Origin of the sequence: Streptomyces sp. NPDC019443 (assembly GCF_044389785.1) — a bacterium.
In the GTDB taxonomy this organism is placed as follows: domain Bacteria; phylum Actinomycetota; class Actinomycetes; order Streptomycetales; family Streptomycetaceae; genus Streptomyces.
The window spans coordinates 36,749-56,057 of sequence record NZ_JBIRYJ010000008.1; the positions used below are offsets into that span (position 1 = coordinate 36,749).

Here is a 19,309-nt window from a genome sequence, read left to right on the forward strand (position 1 = left end):
GCCGGACTTGTGGCGCCAGTCAGGGGCGGGCCGGAGTCAGCGGCGCAACCGGAGCCGCGTCCACCGATCGTGCAGCTCGCTCCAGGGCACTGGCCAAGAGCGCCAAGTCCGTTGGGCCATTGCCCAGTTCACGTACGGGACGACGGGTCGGCGGATCACCCATCCGCTCCCACTCGAGCGGCACCACAGTGGGACGCAAGGTCGCCGTACGCGGAATGCGTCCGGTGACCCGGCCGCTCTGGAACGGCGTCACCCGGCCGTCCGGATGTCCGAGCCTGCCGCGACCCGGAGCGGGGTCCTCCGGTCCCGGTGAGGCGGGCGGTGCGTCCAGCACGACGCGCAGCCGCGCGCCCTGCGCGAGCTCCGTGTCCGCCGTGCGGTCGGGGCGGGCGGATGTCGCCACCAGATGTACGCCGAGCCGCTCACCGTCGCGGGCAACGGCATCCAGCGCCCGTACGACCGAACCGGCCGCGGGGCGTCCCGGGCTGCCGAGCGCCGGGGCGACCAGTGCGTCGAAGTCGTCCACCAGCACGACGAGCCGGGGCAGCGGGGCCGGGCCCTCCGCCTTCGTACGAGCACCAGGGCGCAAGCGCAGCGTGCCGCTGGAGGGAGAGTCCAGGTCGCCGCGCTGCTCGGCGGCGGTCGGCGGGCGCTGGCCCACCATCCGGTCGGTCAGCTCGCGCTGCGTGTGCCACTCGGCGAAGCCCACGCTGCCGAGCAGCTCGGACCGGCGCTTCAGCTCGGCCCCCAGCGCCTGCGCGAAGGCCCTCATCCTGACCGGGTCGGAGGCCACCAAGTGCTCGGTGACATGCGGGAGTTCCGCACAGGCCGCGAGCCCTTCGCCACGCTCGCCGCCCGCGCCGTCGACCAGCAGCAGACCGAGCCGGTCGGGGCGGCCCGCGGCGGCCAGCGAGGCCGCGACGGAACGCAGCAGCTCGGTACGGCCACTGCCGGCCGGGCCCTCGATCAGCAGATGCGGGCCCTCTTCGATCAGATCGACGGCCAGCGGGCCGTACGGACCCGCGCCGAGCACGGCGGTGCCGTTGCCCGCGGACGCCCAGCGCGCCATCAGCGATGCGGGCGTGGCGCGGGCCAGGCCCAGCTCGTCCAGGAGCCGCGCGGACCGGGGCAGCGCCACGGCCCTGCCCGGGTGAGCGCCCGTGCTCCCGCCCTCGGCGCGCAGGGGTGCCAGCGCGCGGCCGAAGCGCTCCGCCCAGGCCGCCGACACCGCATCCACCGCGCCGACCGTGCCGTGCCCGGCGGGCTGCCCGCCGGCCGTACGCATCAGGCGCAGCGCGGTCGCCACATCGCCGCTCAGCAGGGCGACCGCCCCGCACTCGCGGAAGGCGAGCGAGGCCGCGCACGCCGTCTCGTACGTCGCGGCGACGGGGGACGCGGGCGAGGCGGCCGGGGTCTCGGCCAGACAGATCAGATGGATCCCGGCGGCCGAGCCTGCGTCGGCCAGCCGGGCCGTCGTCTCGCGCAGCACGGCCGAGCCCGGGTCGCCGTCGACGATGACGACGGTGCGGGCCCCTTCGTACCGCGCGGCGGCCTCGGCGAGGGACCTGCGGTCGGCGCTCGGCCAGCCGGGACCGAGCGGGCCGTCGTCCAGCCTGCGGGTGAGCTCCGCGCTGCGGGCGGTGGCCTGGTCCCGGTCGTACGCGAGCAGAAGTCGGCAGTCCTGGCCGTGGGCGGGCCGCAGATGTGGCAGCCAGCCGAGCCAGGCCCACTCGGCCCTGCGCTCCTCCAGGCTCCGGGTCCGGTCCGTGCTGATCAGCACGATTTCCAGGTCCACCGGCGAGTGCAGCGCGGCGAGCTGGGCCACGGCGGACCTGGCGAGACCGGCCAGCCGCGCCCGCGGTCCCGCGAGCCCCAGTGAACCGGCCTCCCGCAGGCCGACGGTCACCGGCACGGCGGGCAGCTCGGCCCGGTCGGCGGTGCCGAGCCGTATGACGAGTGACTCGGGATGCCCGGGCCCGCGCTCCCAGAGCCGTGGTCCGGGTCCGAGCGCGGTGAGCAGGACGGCTGCGGGGTCGGGCCAGCGATCGACGACGGGACCCGCGCTGAAGGGCGGACCGGGCTGAGGCGCGACCTCGGCGACGGGCTCCTCCCGTCCACCGGCCAGCCGCCGCGCCCAGGCACCTATGCCGCGCCTGCGCCCGACACCCTGGGGCAGCCGGGTCCCGTGCGCGGGAGTGCCATGCCCTTTGGGCCCTGCGGAGGGAGCCTCGTCCTGACCGTCGGCGGCCCTGGCATGCACGGCGTCGCCCTGGGGCCCGCCAGCGGGGTGGCTCGGGTACAGCGTCCCGGCGTCGCCCTGGCCGGCGCTGGTGGGTGCGGACGGGGCGTAGGGGTCGTATTGGCTGGGCACGCGGGGGGTGGCGTTGTAGGGGGCGGTGTACGCGTCGGGGCCGGGGCCACCTGGGGCGTACGCGTCGGGGCCGGAGCCGCCCTGCGCACCGGCGGAGCCGGTGCCGTACGGAGCCGGCCCGTCGGGACGGCGAGGGTCTTGTGCGGGGCCGCCAGGGCCTGAACCGGCCGCGCCGGAGGCGTACGGCGCCGACCCGGCAGCGCCGGAGCCGCCCTGTCCGGATCCCGCAGCGCCGGAGCCGCCCTGTCCCGATCCCGCAGCGCCCGAGCCGCCCGGCCCGAAGGCATACGCAGCCGACCCGCCGCCGCCCGATTCCGCCGGCCTGTCAGGGCCTTCGGCGCCAGTACCCCGCGTCACCCGCAGGTGTCCCTCACCGTCCGGAGCCGTGGCCAGGCCCGGCGTCCGGTCGCACGGGACCAGGCGGAGCGTCGACTCGCCCAGGCGCAGCAGCGCGCCTGCGGGCAGGCGGACCGGGCGCGCGCTCACCGGTGTGCCGTCCAGCGTCGTGCCGTTCGTCGAGCCGAGGTCCGCGATCGTGACGCGGCCGTCCTCGGCGACCGTGACCGCGCAGTGCAGCCGCGATACGTCCGGGTCGTCCAGCGGCACGTCCGCGTCGGCGGAGCGGCCGATCCTGATCTGGCCGCCGTGCAGCAGATGGACGCCGCCCGCGTCCGGGCCCGTCACCACATGGAGCTGGGCGGACGCGTCCTCGACGGGCGACTCGTCGTCGCGGGGGACCTGGAGAGAGAGCACCGCGCCGTCCACCAGCGGAGGCTCTCCCAGGGTGCGGCGCTGGGCGTCGAGCCGCTCCTGGCCCGCGTACAGCACGACCGAGCCCGAGACGTCCGGGCCGGAGACGGCCGCCGCCAGGCCGGAAGCCACGGCGGCCAGCGCCGTCCCGGCGGGCGCGGTGATCAGCACGTCACACGCGCGCCCCGCAGAGGCCTGTGCCGCGGAGCCCTGTCTCGCTGAGGACTGTCTCGCTGAGGACTGTCCCGCATAAGCGTGTCCCGCGGCCGCGGACTGCCCGCTGCACGGCGCGAGGACGGTCAGCCGGATCTGCATCGCCGTCAGCAATCCCTTCTGCGCGGGGTACCCGGCAGGGGAGCCGCCCCGTGATCGCCCCCACCCGGCAGGTCGGCACGCAGCGCGAGGCTCCCTCCCTCACGACTCCGTGCTGAGGGCATCCTCGCACCTGCCACTGACAACACGCCCGGGGGCCACCGGTAAGTGATCTTGATTGGTCGGCTCTGGACGTAAAAATGCCTGGTTGGGATCTGATCCGGAACGTGAGTGATGTTCGCGGCACGGCTGTTCGGCAACCATCCGTGCGATGCCCGCGTCTTTCTTTCGAACACCGCTGGGCAGGCGAGGGGACGGACAAACGGACAACCGGACGGGGCAACTGGACGGGCAACTGCCCGAACGACCGGCCGGTGTCCTGTCCGGCGGCACTAAAGTGGGTCGGACACCCGGACAGGGCACAGCGTCCCGGGACCACGCAAGGACCACGATCAGATCAGCAGGGAGCACATGACGTGCGGCCGGTAGGCAGCAAGTACCTGCTCGAGGAGCCCCTCGGGCGCGGCGCCACGGGCACCGTCTGGCGAGCCAGCCAGCGGGAGACCGCGGGCGCCGAGGCGGCCGTGGCGGGCCAGCCCGGCGAGACCGTCGCGATCAAGGTCCTCAAGGAGGAGCTGGCGAACGACGCGGACGTGGTGATGCGCTTCCTGCGCGAGCGCTCCGTCCTGCTCCGCCTGACCCACCCGAACATCGTGCGTACCCGAGACCTCGTCGTCGAGGGCGATCTCCTCGCGCTCGTCATGGACCTGGTCGACGGCCCCGACCTGCACCGTTATCTCCGTGACAACGGCCCCCTCACGCCGGTCGCCGCGTCCCTCCTCACCGCCCAGATCGCGGACGCGCTCGCCGCCAGCCACGCCGACGGCGTGGTCCACCGCGACCTCAAGCCCGCGAACGTCCTGCTCAAGAACGACGCCGACGGCCAGATGCACCCGATGCTGACCGACTTCGGCATCGCGCGCCTCGCGGACTCCCCGGGCCTGACCCGTACGCACGAATTCGTCGGCACGCCCGCGTACGTCGCGCCCGAGTCCGCCGAGGGCCGCCCGCAGACCTCCGCCGTCGACATCTACGGCGCGGGCATCCTGCTGTACGAACTGGTCACCGGCAGGCCCCCGTTCGCCGGCGGCACCGCGCTCGAAGTGCTCCACCGCCACCTGAGCGAGGAGCCGCGCCGCCCCACCACCGTTCCCGAGCCGCTGTGGACGGTCATAGAGCGCTGCCTGCGCAAGGAGCCCGCCGAGCGGCCCAGCGCCGAGAACCTCGCCCGCGGGCTGCGCACCGTCGCGGCCGGTATCGGCGTGCACTCCTCCTCCGCTCAGGTCGAGGCCGCGCTGGGGGTCGCCGCGCTGCTGGCGCCCGACCCGTCGCCGGCCACGGTTCCCGGCCTCCCGGGCGCGGCCGACCCGACACAGGTGCTGCAGAGCAATGCCGGTGCGTACAACCCCCCTGCGTACGACCCCAATGGCGCGACCAGCGTCATGCAGCAGACGGGCACCCCGCCGAACGGCGCCGACCCGACCGCGGCCATGCCCCCCGTGCCTCCGGGCCCGCCGCGTCCCGAGGATCCGCACCCCTGGCAGTCCCAGCTCCAGGCGGCACGCGACCGCAACGAACAGACGCAGGTCCAGTACCTCGACCCGAGCCAGGACCCGCTGCGCCGTCGCCCGCAGCGCCAGCAGCAGCCGCCGCAGCGCCCGCAACAGCAGCAGTACGCACCGCAGGCGCAGCCCCAGCGCCCGCAGCCCCAGCGGTACGCCCCGCCACCGCCGCAGCAACAGCAGTACGCGCCTCCGCAGCCGCCGCCCCAGCAGCCGGTGCCGCGCCGGCCGAGGCAGCGCAGCGCCAACCCGATGCGGATCCCGGGCCTCGGCTGCCTCAAGGGCTGCCTGTTCACCGTGGTCCTGTTCTTCGTCGCGGGCTGGCTGATCTGGGAGCTCACCCCGCTCCAGGGCTGGATCGCGCAGGGCACGAGCTACTGGGAGGCGATCGGCAACGGCATCTCGAAGGTGACGGACTGGATCTCGGACCTCGGTGCTTCGGACCCGGGCTCATCGGACCCCGGCACCGGCTCGGCCCCCGGGCAGTAGCCACTGAGTAGCTTTGTCGACTTCTACGGGGTGATTTCCCCCGCAGAAGTGAAGGTTGGCGCCATCCGGGGCACACAGCCCCCGGATGCCCGCGTACGTTACTCAGGTGCGCCTCGCGTGTCCCCGTCGGTCACGGTGCCTGGCCTGCTTTTCGGGCCGGGGGTCCGGGGGTTGTCCCCCGGGTGGACACAGCGGGCAACGCCAGCCGCTGAGGGAGCAGTCTTGGCACGGAATATCGGCAGCCGGTACACGGCCCACCAGATCCTGGGGCGGGGCAGCGCCGGCACGGTGTGGCTCGGCGAGGGGCCGGAAGGCCCCGTCGCCATCAAGCTGTTGCGTGAGGACCTGGCATCCGACCAGGAGCTGGTCGGACGCTTCGTGCAGGAGCGCACGGCCCTGCTCGGACTTGAGCACCCGAGGGTCGTCGGAGTCCGTGACCTCGTCGTCGACGGCAACGACCTGGCGCTCGTCATGGATCTCGTCCGCGGCACCGATCTGCGCACCCGCCTCGACCGGGAGCGCCGCCTCGCCCCCGAGGCGGCGGTCGCGATCATCGCGGACGTCGCCGACGGCCTCGCCGCCGCCCACGCCGCCGGGGTAGTCCACCGCGACGTCAAGCCCGAGAACATCCTTCTCGACATGGAGGGCCCGCTCGGCCCCGCCGGATCCCACCCGGCGCTGCTCACCGATTTCGGCGTCGCCAAGCTGATCGACACCCCGCGCCGCACCAAGGCGCTGCGCCCCACCGGCACGAACCCGCCGAACCCGCCGAACCCGTCGGGCATCATCGGCACCCCCGACTACATCGCCCCGGAGATCGTCGAGGGCCTGCCGCCCCGGGCCGCCGTCGACATCTACGCTCTCGCCACCGTCCTGTACGAGCTCCTCGCCGGCTTCACGCCCTTCGGCGGCGGCCACCCCGGCGCGGTCCTGCGCCGCCATGTCACCGAGACGGTGGTCCCCCTCCCGGGCATCCCCGACGAGCTGTGGCAGCTCATCGTCCAGTGCCTCGCGAAGGCCCCTGCCTCCCGTCTGCGCGCCTCCGAGCTGGCCACCCGCCTGCACGACCTCCTCCCGCTCCTCGCCGGTATGCCGCCGCTCGACGTCGACGAGCCGGATGCCGAGCCGCCCTCGGAGCCCTACGAGGACGTGGTGCAGGCCACCCCCGGCGAGCCCCGCCGCCGCGGCGCCGTCCCCCTCGTCCCCGGCGCGGCCCCCGCGGACTCCAACCGCGACACCCACACCTCGATGCGCGTCCCGGCCCCGGACGAGCTCGCGGGCGGCGCCCGCGGCACGGCACGCGCCCCTCGCACCCCCGGCCAGCGCCGCCCGGGATCGGCCCGCCACAAGTCGGACGCGGTCCGCAAGCGCCGCATCACCCTGGGTGTCGCGGCGCTCGCGGTGGCGGCTGCGGTGGGCGTCGGCGGCTGGCTGGCCACGAGCGACGACGGCTCGGACGCACCCCCGCAGGACTCGAAGCAGTCGGCACCCGCGGAACCCTAGGGGGTCGGGCTGTCGCGCCCAGCCGTTACGCTGGACGCGTGGCAGTCGTCGATGTATCCGAAGAGCTGAAGTCCCTCTCCTCGACCATGGGGTCGATCGAGGCCGTCCTGGACCTCGAGAAGATGAGGGCAGATATTGCCGTGCTCGAGGAGCAGGCCGCGGCCCCGTCCCTCTGGGACGACCCGGAGGCGGCGCAGAAGATCACCAGCAAGCTTTCGCACCTCCAGGCCGAGCTCCGCAAGACCGAGGCGCTCCGTAACCGGATCGACGACCTGAGCGTGCTCTTCGAGCTCGCCGAGACCGAGGACGATGCGGACACCCTCGCCGAGGCGGAGTCCGAGCTCACCGATGTCCGCAAGGCGCTGGACGAGATGGAAGTACGCACGCTCCTGTCCGGCGAGTACGACGAGCGCGAGGCGCTGGTCAACATCCGCGCCGAGGCCGGCGGCGTCGACGCCTCCGACTTCGCCGAGCGCCTGCAGCGTATGTATCTGCGCTGGGCCGAGCGCCACGGCCACTCCACCGAGGTCTACGAAACGTCGTACGCCGAAGAGGCCGGCATCAAGTCGACCACCTTCGTGGTGAAGGCGCCGTACGCCTACGGCACGCTCTCCGTCGAGCAGGGCACCCACCGCCTGGTGCGTATCTCGCCGTTCGACAACCAGGGCCGCCGCCAGACGTCCTTCGCGGGTGTCGAGGTGCTTCCCGTCGTCGAGAAGACGGACCACATCGAGATCGACGAGGCCGAGCTGCGCGTCGATGTCTACCGCGCGTCAGGACCCGGCGGTCAGGGCGTCAACACCACGGACTCGGCGGTGCGTCTGACGCACATCCCGACCGGCATCGTCGTCTCGTGTCAGAACGAGCGCTCGCAGATCCAGAACAAGGCGAGCGCGATGAACGTCCTGCAGGCGAAGCTGCTTGAGCGCCGCCGTCAGGAGGAGCAGGCCAAGATGGACGCCCTCAAGGGCGACGGCGGCAACTCCTGGGGAAACCAGATGCGTTCGTACGTCCTTCACCCGTACCAGATGGTCAAGGACCTGCGTACGGAGTTCGAAGTGGGCAACCCCCAGGCGGTACTTGACGGTGAGATCGACGGCTTCCTGGAGGCCGGAATTCGCTGGCGCAAGCAGCAGGAGAAGTAAAACGACGCTTTTGTCGACAAGGGAACTGCCGCCCCCGGGGCGGCAGTTCCCTTTTTATGTCACAGTTGCATCCGCGCAGGTCAGGCAAGCTCCCGCATACCGGACATCGCACGCGCAACGACCTTGACGCTAGTGCGAAAACTGGGAAAGCTGACGCGCGGCATGCGTATCTCTGGGGCGCGTGTGAATGGGGGAAGAGCAATCGCCCCCGACGAAGTCGCCCCGGGCGCTGCTCCATTGACGATTAGCTACTGGGGGTAGCAGCCAGATGACCAAGAAGACGCGGATCCGTGTGGCGCGAATAGCCGCCGGCGCGGTGATCGCTGCCGGTGCGTCGCTGACCGCCGCCGGCGCCGCCTCGGCCGTCGGTGTCGGCATCGACGTGGGTCCCCTCAAGGTGTCGGCCAACGCCGACGAGAGTGGCATCGACGCCGGTATCGGTATCGACGCCGACCCGACTGAGATCCCGACGGACATTCCGACAGACGTCCCCACCGACATCCCGACGGACGTACCGACGGATGTCCCCACGGATGTTCCTACCGATGTTCCGACGGACGTCCCCACGGACAAGCCCACGGGCAAGCCGACCGACAAGCCCACGGGCAAGCCGACGGACAAGCCCACGGGCAAGCCGACCGACGACCCGTCCGAGGACCCGACGAACCCGGGTAACGGAAACGGCAACGGAAACGGCAACGGAAACGGCAACGGAAACGGCAACGACGGCGACGCCGGTACCTGCACCGTCGACCTCGACGGTGCCGAGTGCGCCGACAACACCGACACCGACAGCGCCGGCTCCAAGCCGGTCGAGCAGGGCAAGGCCAAGGAGGAGCTGGCGGAGACCGGCGCCGCCGAGACCACCTTCCTGCTCATCGGTGCCGCGACGATGATCGCCGGTGGCATCGGCTTCCGTATGCTGCCGCGTCTCGTGAGTGGCGGTCGCACCGTCGCCTAAGCGACGAGCGACACAGCGTGTAGCAGTACGCGGAAGGGCCCGGGGTGCTACGGCACCCCGGGCCCTTCCGTATGCGTAAAGCTGTCCTACGCGGTCTGGTGCGCGGCCAGCAGTGCCAGGGCCGCGATCAACACCACCAGGAGGGTCAGCAGCGCCACCGGGCTCAGGCCGCCGAAGGGGCCCTGCTGCTGCAGTCGCTCGCGGTTCGCACGGCAGACCGGACAGCGACCCTCTGTGACCGGGGCCGCGCAGTTGGCGCACACCAATCGGTCGTAGGTCATGCGCTCTCCTCCTCCCGCGCGCCGGAACCGCAGGCGCGGACCGTAAGCACAGTTCTCTCCCGACAACGCTCAGGGAAACGCCACTGTTCCCCTACCACTGTGCCAGCTCGCGCGTGTTTCGGCGCGCCCCGCCGGATTACACCCCTTCCATGACGGGACAAAATGCGCAACTCATGGCGTCGACTGCGCGCGCCAGTCCGCTTCGCGTAAGGTCACGCACACCTACTCCCGGCCGACCGTGGTGCACCCGTGATCCGATTCGACAACGTCTCCAAGACCTACCCCAAGCAGAGCCGCCCCGCCCTGCGCGATGTCTCACTCGACATCGCCAAGGGAGAGTTCGTCTTCCTCGTCGGCTCGTCCGGTTCCGGCAAGTCGACCTTCCTGCGGCTGGTCCTGCGCGAGGAGCGCGCCAGTCAGGGCCTGGTGCATGTCCTCGGCAAGGACCTGGCCCGGCTGTCCAACTGGAAGGTGCCGCACATGCGCCGCCAGCTGGGCACGGTCTTCCAGGACTTCCGGCTGCTGCCCAACAAGACCGTCGCGGAGAACGTGGCGTTCGCACAAGAGGTCATCGGCAAGCCACGCGGTGAGATCCGCAAGGCCGTGCCCCAGGTCCTCGACCTCGTCGGCCTCGGCGGCAAGGAGGACCGGATGCCCGGTGAGCTCTCCGGCGGTGAGCAGCAGCGCGTCGCTATCGCGCGGGCCTTCGTCAACCGCCCCATGCTGCTGATCGCGGACGAGCCGACCGGCAACCTCGACCCGCAGACCTCCGTGGGCATCATGAAGCTGCTGGACCGGATCAACAGGACCGGTACCACGGTGATCATGGCGACTCACGACCAGAACATCGTCGACCAGATGCGCAAGCGCGTCATCGAGCTCGAAAAGGGCCGTCTCGTACGCGACCAGGCACGCGGCGTTTACGGCTACCAGCACTGAGCCCGTAGAGCGACACGACTGAAAGGCTGAAAGACTCGCCATGCGCGCCCAGTTCGTACTGTCGGAGATCGGCGTCGGTCTCCGCCGCAATCTCACGATGACCTTCGCCGTCATCGTCTCCGTAGCCCTTTCACTCGCCCTCTTCGGCGGTGCGCTGCTGATGCGCGAGCAGGTCAGCACGATGAAGGACTTCTGGTACGACAAGGTCAACGTCTCGATCTTCCTCTGCAACAAGAACGACGCGGCGACGTCTCCCAAGTGCGCCAAGGGCGCCGTAACCGCCCAGCAGAAGCAGCAGATCGAAACCGATCTCAAGAAGATGGACGTGGTCGACACCGTCCACCGCGAGACGGCAGAAGAGGCGTACAAGCACTACCGGGAGCAGTACGGCGACACTCCCATCGCGTCCACCATCACGCCGGACCAGATGCAGGAGTCGTTCCGGGTCAAACTGGACGACCCCGAGAAGTACAAGGTCGTCGCGACCGCCTTCGCGGGCCGGGACGGTGTGCAGTCCGTCCAGGACCAGCGCAACATCCTGGAGAACCTGTTCTCCCTGATGAACGGCATGAATGTCGCCGCGCTCTTCGTGATGGCGCTGATGCTGGTGATTGCGCTGATGCTGATCGTCAACACCGTGCGTGTTTCGGCGTTCAGCCGCAGGCGTGAGACCGGCATCATGCGGCTCGTGGGAGCCTCCAGCTTCTACATCCAGATGCCGTTCATCATGGAGGCCGCCTTCGCCGGTCTGCTGGGCGGCGTGGTCGCCTCCGCCATGCTGCTCGTGGGCCGGTATTTCCTGATCGACCACGGTCTGGCGCTGTCCGAGAAGATGCAACTGGTCAACTTCATCGGCTGGGACGCGGTGGTCACCAAGCTCCCGCTGGTGATCGCGATCGGGCTGCTGATGCCCGCCATGGCTGCTTTCATCGCATTGCGCAAGTACCTCAAGGTGTGACAAGCACCCCTGGCGCCGTGCGGTCAACCGCCGTACGGCGCCTTTCGCTTGTCCTAGAGTGTTCGCCATGCCGGGCCCGGAGTTCAGCCCTCGGCCCCGCCGCATCCGCCGCGGGGCGGCCCTGACATTGGTCTTCGCAAGCGTTCTCGCCACCGCGGCCGCCACCAACGCGCTGCCGCGCGACAAGAACGCTCCGCCCCTCTCCGCCCGCTCTGCCGCCGCGACCGTCGACCGCGACGACGTCGCCCGTGCCGCTGCCGAGGCGATGGCCGACGGCAAGTCCGGTACGGAAGCGGCCGAGGACATCGTCAGCCGCAGCGGGGACCGCTGGGGCGCGGTGTACGACAAGAGCGAGTACGAGGAGTTCGAGCAGGCCCTCGACGGTGAGTACACCGGTGTGGGCCTGTGGGCGCGCCGGGCCGGGGACGGGCGGGTGGAGGTCACCAGGGTCCAGCACGGCGGCCCCGCCGCCAAGGCGGGCATCAAGGCCGGCGACCGGCTCCGTACGATCGACGGGCTCACGGTCGACAAGCGCCCCGTCACCGAGGTCGTGGCGCTGCTGCGCGGCGGCGACCGTACGAGGGTCACGCTGGGCCTGGAGCGCGACGGCCGGGCATGGACCGAGAAGCTGCTGCGCACCACGCTGACCACCGAGGCGGTCACCGTCCGGCAGCTGGCGGGCGGCGCCGTCATGATCAAGGTCGCCTCCTTCACCAAGGGCGCGGGCACGCAGGTGCGGGACGCGGTCCGGGGCACCCCTGCGGGCATCGGCGTTCTGCTCGATCTGCGCGGCAACGCGGGCGGCCTGGTCACCGAGGCCGTCACCGCCGCCTCCGCCTTCCTGGACGGCGGTCTGGTCGCCACGTACGACATACGGGGCGAGCAGCGCGCGCTGTACGCCCCGCCCGGCGGGGACACCGTCAGACCCGTCGTCGCCCTGGTCGACGGCGGCACGATGAGCGCCGCCGAGCTGGTCACCGGGGCGCTGCAGGACCGTGGCCGGGCGATCACCGTCGGATCGCGCACCTTCGGCAAGGGCTCGGTCCAGATGCCCAGCCGGCTGCCCGACGGCTCGGTCGCCGAGCTGACCGTCGGCCACTACCGCACCCCGGCCGGGCACAGCGTGGATGGCCGGGGCATCACCCCGGACCTCGCAGCGAGCGAGGGGGCCGAGGAACGGGCCCAGACAGTATTGAGTGGCCTCGGGGGCGGGTCTTAGTGCGAAAATGACCGCACTATGGCTAAGGAAAAAGGGCGCAAGCTGATCGCGCAGAACAAGAAGGCGCGGCACGACTACCACATCCTCGACACCTACGAGTGCGGTCTCGTGCTGACAGGTACCGAGGTGAAGTCGCTGCGTCAGGGGCGGGCCTCGCTGGTGGACGGCTTCGTCCAGATCGACGATCACGAAGCGTGGCTGCACAACGTGCACGTGCCGGAGTACACCCAGGGGACGTGGACCAACCACAGCGCGCGGCGCAAGCGAAAGCTGCTGATGCACCGCGCAGAGATCGACAAGCTCGAGTCGAAGTCGCAGGAGACGGGGCACACGATCGTGCCGCTGGTGCTGTACTTCAAGGACGGCCGGGCGAAGGTCGAGATCGCGCTGGCGAAGGGCAAGAAGGAGTACGACAAGCGGCAGACGCTGCGGGAGAAGCAGGACCGGCGCGAGACGGACCGCGCGATCTCGGCGGTGAAGCGACGGCAGCGGGCCTGACGCCTGGCCGAGCGGAATATGGTGGCACCGTCGTGCGTTGGTCACGTACGATGGCATCTGCACCTCACAGCGGGTGCATGCATTGAAAACTCAACATGGGGATGATCGGTTTCGACAGCGGATGTCGAAGCAGGGGAAGCGAGCCGAGGAAGCGGCAATGATCTCGTTAACCATATGTCGCAACCAATAATCGCCAATTCCAAGAGCGATTCCCGCGCCTTCGCGCTCGCTGCCTAATTAGCAGCTAGCGAAGGCCTTCGGGTGTCAGCCCGGGGCTGTTCCCGACCCGGATCCTGGCATCAGCTAGGGAACTAAACCTCTAAGCCCGGTCACGGGGCGTAGAGGGAAATCAAACAGTGACTGAGCCCGTCGGAGACTTGTTCGCGTGATCTCCGGGGCTGAGAAAATCGCAGCGAACTGCGCTCGGAGAAGCCCTGATTCTGCACCGTTGGACGCGGGTTCGATTCCCGCCATCTCCACTCATCCCATGTGAGGCGAAGGCCCGGCTGTCACGACAGCCGGGCCTTTGTCGTGCCTGCCACCGCGAGGGCCACGGTCAGGGCCAGTGCCGCCGCCGCTGCCGGGACGGCGTAGCCGTGCGCCGCGCCCAGGTGCTCCACCGTCCAGCCGGCGGTTGCCGAGCCCGCCGCGATGCCGCCGAGAATGGCGGTGACGGCGAGCGTCATGCCCTCGTTCAGGCTGTTCTGCGGGGTCAGCCGCTGGACCAGGGTCATTCCGGTCACCATCGTCGGCGCGGTCGCCGCGCCCGCCAGCAGCAGGGCGACGGCGAGGAGGGCCGCCGAGCCCGTGCGGGCGGCGAGCAGTGGCAGGGTCATCAGGGCGGTCATGGCAGCGAGAGTGCCGGCCAGTCGGCCGGGCAGACTGCGGGCGGGGCGCATCGCCCCGTACAGCAGGCCCGCCACGCACGACCCGGCGGCCTGCAGTGCGAGCAGCAGCCCCGCCCCCGGGCTGTCCAGATACGCGAGCGTGGTGACCTCCAGCGCGCCGAAGACCGCGCCGGTGGCGAGGAAGACGGCGAGCAGCGGCGCCATCCCGGCCGTACGCAGCGGGGAGCGGGTCCCGGCAGGGCGGGGCGTGACCGGCGGTTCTGTGGAGCGCTGGGCCGCGAAGATCAGTACGCCGGTCAGCATCAGGACCGCGCCCGTGAGCGTGCCGGCCTCCGGGAAGAGCACGGCGCACAGGAACGCCGCGAGCACCGGTCCGAGCATGAAGCACAGCTCGTCGGCGGCCTGCTCGAAGGAGTTCGCGGTGTGCAGCGTGGCCGGGTCCCCGCGGTGGATGTGGGCCCAGCGGGCGCGGGACATGCCGCCGGTGTTGGGGGTGGTGGCGGTTGCGGCGTACGCGGCGAAGAGCGTCCAGTCGGGCGCGTCGTAATGCACGCAGAGCAGGAGGGCCAGCGAGCCGAGCGCGGCGAGCGCGGTGGCGGGCACGGCGATACGGGCCTGCCCGTGCCGGTCCACGAGCCGCGCGGTCCACGGCGCGACCAGCGCGGTGACGGCGAGCCCGGTCGCGGTGACGGCTCCGGCGAGGGCGTACGAACCGCGCGATCCGGCGATCATGATGACGGCGCTGACGCTGAACATGCCCATGGGGAGGCGGGCGAGGAGGTTGCCTGCGGTGAAGGCGGGGGCGCCGGGGGGTGCGAAGAGTTGCCGGTAGGAGGCGAGGGGGCCGGGCCTGCGGGGTTTTGGGACAGCCCCGCCGCAGGCGTCGGCGGGAGAGCTGGCTGAATGCGGCATGGACCCAACCCTCGCCGCGAGGCCCTCACGCGGTCCAACACCTGCTCCGACGCCATTGACGCACTCGCGTTGTAGATTCAACGGCGTGCCCCGAGACATGGACCCCCGCCTGCTCCGAGCCTTCGTCGCCGTCGCAGGCGAGCTGCACTTCACCCGTGCCGCCGCCCGCCTGTATGTCGCCCAGCAGGCCCTCAGCCGTGACATCCGGCGGCTGGAGCGCGAGATGGGCGCCGAGTTGTTCGTACGGACCACCCGGCAGGTGACCCTCACGGCCGAGGGCGAGCGGCTGCTGCCGTACGCCCGGCGGGTGCTGGCGGCCCAGGACGATCTGCTGGCGGCCGCCGCGGGGGCCTCGCGGCCGCTGCTCGTCGATCTCAACAGCGAGGGCATGGCCTCCGGCCGAGTCCTCGCGCGGGCGCGGGAGCTCGCCCCCGAGTGCGAGCTGATGGCCCGCTTCGAGAGCGGGCTGACCGGTGCCGCCGCCGAGATCGTCGCCGGGCGGCTCGATGTCTCCTTCGGGCGCTTCGCCGGGCTCGAACCGGCCGTACGGATGCTCCTGTCCCATCAGCCCGTACGGTACGAGCCGATGGCCGTCCTGCTGCCGCACGACCACCCGCTCGCCGGGCTGGCGCGTATCCCGCTGGACGCGCTCGCGGGCGAGAGCGTGTACGCGGGGGCGGGCAATCCGCGGACCCTGGAGTGGACGGATCTGGCGCGCCGGCTCTTCGCCGGGCGGGGGATTCGCATCGCGCCGCCCGCGCCCGTGGCCATCGGTGCCGAGGAGTTCCGGCGTGTGATGGCGAAGACCCGCAACCCGGTCCTGGCGGTCGTCGATTTTCCGGCCATGCCGGACAGCGTGCTGCGCCCGGTCGTCGATCCCGTACCGCTGTCGCCCCTCTCGCTGGTGTGGCGCAAGGGGCTCCGGCACCCGGGCATTGACGCGCTGCGGGCGGCCGCCGCACGACTGGCCGCGGAGGAGGGGTGGCTGGACCGTGATCCCGCCCACTGGCTGCCTGAAGACGACATATCGCTCATGAGTGACGCCCAGCCGATCATGAGTGACGCCCGGCGGCTCACAGACGCGCAGGCCGCCGGGTGAGAGCAAGGTTTCGCGCCGGTCACCTCGGGTCACCGGGGGCGAAACGCGCCGGTCCTAGCGTCCCTCCCACACCCGACACCCGTGGAGGCTTGTGATGGCTGGCCGATGGATCGAACATTGGGACCCCGAGGACGAGGCTTTCTGGGAGGCGGGAGGGGAGCGGGTTGCGCGACGCAATCTGATCTTCTCCATCCTCTCCGAGCACATCGGGTTCTCGATCTGGACCTTGTGGTCCGTCCTGGTCCTGTTCATGGGACCGGAGTACGGGATCGACCCGGCCGGCAAGTTCTTCCTGGTCGCCATGGCGACGCTGGTCGGCGCCTTCATCCGGGTCCCGTACACCTTCGCCGTCGCCCGCTTCGGCGGGCGTAACTGGACCATCATTGCGGCGTCGATGCTGCTCCTGCCGACGGCCGCCGCCTTCCTGGTGATGGAGCCCGGGACCTCGTACACCACCTTCATGCTGGTCGCGATGCTCACCGGCGTGGGCGGCGGGAACTTCGCCTCATCGATGACCAACATCAACTCCTTCTTCCCGCTGCGGAAGAAGGGCTGGGCGCTCGGACTGAACGCGGGCGGCGGCAACATCGGGGTGCCCGTCGTGCAGCTGGCCGGACTCGCGGTCATCGGCGCGGCCGGCGGACCGCGTGTGCTGCTCGGGATCTACCTCCCCTTCATCGCCGTCTCCGCGGTCTGCGCCGCGCTCTTCATGGACAACCTCGCTCCGGTCAAGAACGACACCGGGGCGTCGAAGGAAGCCGTGCGCGATCCGCACACCTGGATCATGTCCTTCCTCTACATCGGCACCTTCGGGTCGTTCATCGGCTACAGCTTCGCCTTCGGTCTGGTCCTCCAGACGCAGTTCGGGCGTACGCCGCTGCAGGCCGCGTCCATCACCTTCATCGGGCCGCTGCTCGGCTCGCTGATCCGGCCGGTCGGCGGACGGCTTGCCGACCGCTTCGGCGGCGCGCGCATCACCCTGTGGAACTTCCTCGGGATGGGGGCGGCAACGGGGGTCGTCGTGCTCGCCTCGGTCCAGGAGTCGCTGGCACTCTTCACCACCGCGTTCATCGCGCTCTTCGTGCTGACCGGGGTCGGCAACGGCTCCACGTACAAGATGATCCCGGGCATTTTCCAGGCGAAGGCGGTTGCAAAGGGCATGACCGGCGAGGCGGCGGCCGCGTACGGGCGGCGGCTGTCCGGCGCGTCCATGGGGCTGATCGGCGCGGTGGGCGCCCTCGGCGGGCTCGGCATCAACCTCGCCTTCCGCCAGTCCTTCCTGACCGCGGGCACCGGCACGTCGGCGTTCGTCGCCTTCCTCGCCTTCTACGCGGCCTGTTTCACGGTCACTTGGGCGGTATACCTTCGCCGGCCCGCCACCGAGGCGGCACCGGTTGCGGAGGCGAAGCCGCAGCTCAGCTACGCAGAGGTGTAACACCGGCGAAATCCAGGCGAACCGAGTCTGTCACGCCCCGTTGGCAGGCTCGGCCACCCATCCGCATACGTGGGGACGACAGCCATGCACAACCCGAAGCCGCCCGGGCCGCTCGCCGGATTCACCGTCGGCGTCACCGCGGCACGGCGCGCCGACGAGCTCGGCGCGCTGCTCTGCCGACGCGGCGCCGCCGTCGTCCACGCCCCCGCCCTGCGTATCGTCCCGCTCGCAGACGACGCCGAACTGCTCGCCGCCACCAAGGAGCTGATCGACCACGGGCCCGACGTGGTGGTCGCCACCACCGCGATCGGCTTCCGCGGCTGGGTGGAGGCCGCGGACGGCTGGGGGTACGGCGAGGAGTTGCTGGCCCGGCTGCGCGGTGTGGAGCTGCTGGCCCGCGGGCCGAAGGTGAAGGGCGCGATCCGCGCCGCCGGGCTGACCGAGGAGTGGTCCCCGCCGTCCGAATCCATGGCCGAGGTGCTCGACCGGCTGCTCACCCAGGGCGTCGCGGGCCGCCGGATCGCGCTCCAGCTGCACGGCGAGCCGCTGCCCGGTTTCGTCGAGTCGCTACGGGCCGGGGGCGCCGATGTCGTCGTCGTACCCGTCTACCGGTGGATGCCGCCGCAGGACCTCGCACCGCTCGACCGCATGCTTGACGCGACTGTCGCGCGCGCCCTGGACGCCCTCACCTTCACCAGCGCCCCGGCCGCCGCCTCGCTGCTCTCCCGCGCCGAGACCCGCGGACTCCTCCCCGAGCTGCTGCACGCTCTCGACCACGATGTGCTGGCCGCCTGCGTGGGGCCTGTCACGGCGCTGCCACTGCAGGCCCACGGCATCGCCACGGTGCAGCCGGAGCGCTTCCGGCTCGGCCCGCTGGTGCAGCTGATCGGCCTGGAGCTGCCGTCCCGGGCCCGTACGCTGCCGATTGCGGGCCGCCGCGTCGAGATCCGCGGCCACGCGGTCCTGGTCGACGACGACTTGCGGCCCGTGCCGCCCGCCGGAATGGCCCTGCTGCGCGCGCTGTCCCGGCGCCCCGGCTGGGTCGTCTCCCGCTCCGACCTGCTGCGTACGCTGCCGGGCGCGGGCCGCGACGAGCACGCCGTCGAGACGGCGATGGCCCGGCTGCGCACGGCACTTGGCGCGCCCAAACTGATCCAGACGGTCGTCAAACGTGGCTACCGGCTCGCGCTGGACCCGGCCGCCGACACCAAGTACGCGGACGTGTGACGTACGAAAACGGTCGCGCAAGCGCCTGTCCGGGCGTCTACGGTACGCAGGATGAGCACTGATCCCGTACGCCTGGAGCCCGACGGGCCGGACGCCGCCGCCCGCCTCGCCGAGGAAGTCGCCCGGGCTCTGGTCCGTAATCGCGACCACATGCGTCCCTGGGAGCCCAACCGCCCCGAGGCGTACTACACCCCCGAAGGGCAGGCCGCCCGGCTCGCCCCTCATCCGGCCACCAGGCGCTGGCACTTCACCGAAGGCACGCGAGTCATCGGCGGGATCACCCTCTCCGGCATCGCGCTGGGACCGTTTCGCAGCGGGAATCTCGGCTACTGGATCGACGCCGAGTACACCGGCCGCGGGCTCGCCACGCGCGCGGTCGAGGAGGTCTGCCGGGCCGCCCGCGAGGACTTGGGCCTGCACCGCGTCCAGGCGGGCACCCTCATCGCCAACGCCGCCTCCCAGCGCGTCCTCGCCAAGTGCTCCTTCGAGCTGATCGGCACGGCACCGCGCTATCTGCACATCGACGGCGCCTGGCGTGACCACCGCCTTTTCCAGCGGATCCTGCACGACGACCCGCCGACTCCCTGAAGAGCGGCGGAAGCTCACCCCTCCGGCTGCTTGACCCGTCGCTGCAGAAGCAGCCGGCGAACGCGCCCGGCGCCGCATACGCGAAGGATCGCCACGGTTCGCGGTGGCGAGGAGGTCAATACACGTACTCCTTCACGGCGAACGGGAAGTGC

The 19,309-nt window shown here is 71.3% G+C and carries 15 protein-coding genes and 1 other RNA gene; 13 read left to right on the top strand and 3 right to left on the bottom strand.

Features of this window, described 5'->3' with window-relative positions; genetic code table 11:
• Positions 1-19: 19 nt before the first annotated feature.
• A complete protein-coding gene (locus ACH492_RS24280) occupies positions 20-3,436 on the bottom strand; it encodes an FHA domain-containing protein (protein ID WP_398989789.1) in 3,417 nt (1,138 codons plus the stop codon).
• Between the two features lie 473 nt (positions 3,437-3,909).
• On the opposite strand from ACH492_RS24280, the gene ACH492_RS24285 reads away from it, so the two are divergent.
• The 4 genes from ACH492_RS24285 (at position 3,910) to ACH492_RS24300 (ending at position 9,153) form a co-directional block, all read left to right on the top strand.
• Positions 3,910-5,544 carry a serine/threonine-protein kinase gene (locus ACH492_RS24285; protein WP_398989790.1) on the top strand — a complete coding sequence of 545 codons (1,635 nt, stop codon included), beginning with the start codon at positions 3,910-3,912 and terminating at the stop codon, positions 5,542-5,544.
• Positions 5,545-5,766: 222 nt separating this feature from the next.
• The gene (locus tag ACH492_RS24290; protein WP_398989791.1) at positions 5,767-7,047 is read left to right on the top strand and encodes a serine/threonine-protein kinase; all 1,281 of its coding nucleotides are present in this window, start codon (positions 5,767-5,769) and stop codon (positions 7,045-7,047) included.
• 38 nt (positions 7,048-7,085) lie between these two features.
• Positions 7,086-8,192, top strand: a complete 1,107-nt coding sequence (gene prfB / locus ACH492_RS24295) for a peptide chain release factor 2 (RefSeq protein ID WP_307663099.1) — start codon at positions 7,086-7,088, stop codon at positions 8,190-8,192.
• Between the two features lie 268 nt (positions 8,193-8,460).
• Complete coding sequence (locus ACH492_RS24300; protein WP_398989792.1) at positions 8,461-9,153, top strand: PT domain-containing protein; 693 nt, start codon at positions 8,461-8,463, stop codon at positions 9,151-9,153.
• An 86-nt stretch (positions 9,154-9,239) separates the two neighbouring features.
• Here ACH492_RS24300 and ACH492_RS24305 read toward each other — a convergent pair whose 3' ends face one another.
• Positions 9,240-9,434 carry a hypothetical protein gene (locus tag ACH492_RS24305; protein ID WP_307663101.1) on the bottom strand — a complete coding sequence of 65 codons (195 nt, stop codon included), beginning with the start codon at positions 9,432-9,434 and terminating at the stop codon, positions 9,240-9,242.
• Between the two features lie 249 nt (positions 9,435-9,683).
• On the opposite strand from ACH492_RS24305, the gene ftsE reads away from it, so the two are divergent.
• The 5 genes from ftsE (at position 9,684) to ssrA (ending at position 13,530) form a co-directional block, all read left to right on the top strand.
• A complete protein-coding gene (ftsE, locus tag ACH492_RS24310; RefSeq protein WP_266475950.1) occupies positions 9,684-10,373 on the top strand; it encodes a cell division ATP-binding protein FtsE in 690 nt (229 codons plus the stop codon).
• A gap of 40 nt (positions 10,374-10,413) precedes the next feature.
• Positions 10,414-11,331, top strand: a complete 918-nt coding sequence (gene ftsX, locus ACH492_RS24315; protein ID WP_398989793.1) for a permease-like cell division protein FtsX — start codon at positions 10,414-10,416, stop codon at positions 11,329-11,331.
• Positions 11,332-11,398: 67 nt separating this feature from the next.
• The gene (locus ACH492_RS24320; RefSeq protein ID WP_398989794.1) at positions 11,399-12,550 is read left to right on the top strand and encodes a S41 family peptidase; all 1,152 of its coding nucleotides are present in this window, start codon (positions 11,399-11,401) and stop codon (positions 12,548-12,550) included.
• An 18-nt stretch (positions 12,551-12,568) separates the two neighbouring features.
• Positions 12,569-13,048: an SsrA-binding protein SmpB gene (smpB, locus tag ACH492_RS24325; protein WP_398989795.1), complete on the top strand. Its 480-nt coding sequence runs from the start codon at positions 12,569-12,571 to the stop codon at positions 13,046-13,048.
• Positions 13,049-13,145: 97 nt separating this feature from the next.
• Positions 13,146-13,530, top strand: a transfer-messenger RNA (tmRNA) gene (ssrA, locus tag ACH492_RS24330).
• A gap of 27 nt (positions 13,531-13,557) precedes the next feature.
• On the opposite strand, the gene ACH492_RS24335 is transcribed toward ssrA, so the two are convergent.
• The gene (locus ACH492_RS24335; protein WP_398989796.1) at positions 13,558-14,808 is read right to left on the bottom strand and encodes an MFS transporter; all 1,251 of its coding nucleotides are present in this window, start codon (positions 14,806-14,808) and stop codon (positions 13,558-13,560) included.
• 85 nt (positions 14,809-14,893) lie between these two features.
• Between ACH492_RS24335 and ACH492_RS24340 the strand changes: the two genes are divergently transcribed.
• The 4 genes from ACH492_RS24340 to ACH492_RS24355 all read left to right on the top strand — a co-directional run bounded on the left by ACH492_RS24340 (position 14,894) and on the right by ACH492_RS24355 (position 19,157).
• Positions 14,894-15,907: a LysR family transcriptional regulator gene (locus ACH492_RS24340; protein WP_398989797.1), complete on the top strand. Its 1,014-nt coding sequence runs from the start codon at positions 14,894-14,896 to the stop codon at positions 15,905-15,907.
• A gap of 94 nt (positions 15,908-16,001) precedes the next feature.
• Positions 16,002-17,342 (top strand): nitrate/nitrite transporter, encoded by a 1,341-nt coding sequence (locus tag ACH492_RS24345; RefSeq protein WP_398989798.1) that lies wholly within the window; start codon positions 16,002-16,004, stop codon positions 17,340-17,342.
• An 84-nt stretch (positions 17,343-17,426) separates the two neighbouring features.
• Positions 17,427-18,569, top strand: a complete 1,143-nt coding sequence (locus tag ACH492_RS24350; protein ID WP_398989799.1) for a uroporphyrinogen-III synthase — start codon at positions 17,427-17,429, stop codon at positions 18,567-18,569.
• A 51-nt stretch (positions 18,570-18,620) separates the two neighbouring features.
• Positions 18,621-19,157, top strand: coding sequence for a GNAT family N-acetyltransferase (locus ACH492_RS24355; RefSeq protein ID WP_398989800.1), 537 nt, complete (start codon positions 18,621-18,623; stop codon positions 19,155-19,157).
• Positions 19,158-19,309: the final 152 nt, after the last annotated feature.

Excerpts from the sequence above, each read along its gene's own strand:
- ACH492_RS24280 (WP_398989789.1), bottom strand. The coding sequence starts at position 3,436 with ATGCAGATCCGGCTGACCGTCCTCGCGCCGTGCAGCGGGCAGTCCGCG.
- ACH492_RS24300 (WP_398989792.1), top strand. The coding sequence starts at position 8,461 with ATGACCAAGAAGACGCGGATCCGTGTGGCGCGAATAGCCGCCGGCGCG.
- ACH492_RS24305 (WP_307663101.1), bottom strand. The coding sequence starts at position 9,434 with ATGACCTACGACCGATTGGTGTGCGCCAACTGCGCGGCCCCGGTCACA.
- ftsX (WP_398989793.1), top strand. The coding sequence starts at position 10,414 with ATGCGCGCCCAGTTCGTACTGTCGGAGATCGGCGTCGGTCTCCGCCGC.
- ACH492_RS24320 (WP_398989794.1), top strand. The coding sequence starts at position 11,399 with ATGCCGGGCCCGGAGTTCAGCCCTCGGCCCCGCCGCATCCGCCGCGGG.
- smpB (WP_398989795.1), top strand. The coding sequence starts at position 12,569 with ATGGCTAAGGAAAAAGGGCGCAAGCTGATCGCGCAGAACAAGAAGGCG.
- ACH492_RS24335 (WP_398989796.1), bottom strand. The coding sequence starts at position 14,808 with ATGCCGCATTCAGCCAGCTCTCCCGCCGACGCCTGCGGCGGGGCTGTC.
- ACH492_RS24345 (WP_398989798.1), top strand. The coding sequence starts at position 16,002 with ATGGCTGGCCGATGGATCGAACATTGGGACCCCGAGGACGAGGCTTTC.
- ACH492_RS24350 (WP_398989799.1), top strand. The coding sequence starts at position 17,427 with ATGCACAACCCGAAGCCGCCCGGGCCGCTCGCCGGATTCACCGTCGGC.
- ACH492_RS24355 (WP_398989800.1), top strand. The coding sequence starts at position 18,621 with ATGAGCACTGATCCCGTACGCCTGGAGCCCGACGGGCCGGACGCCGCC.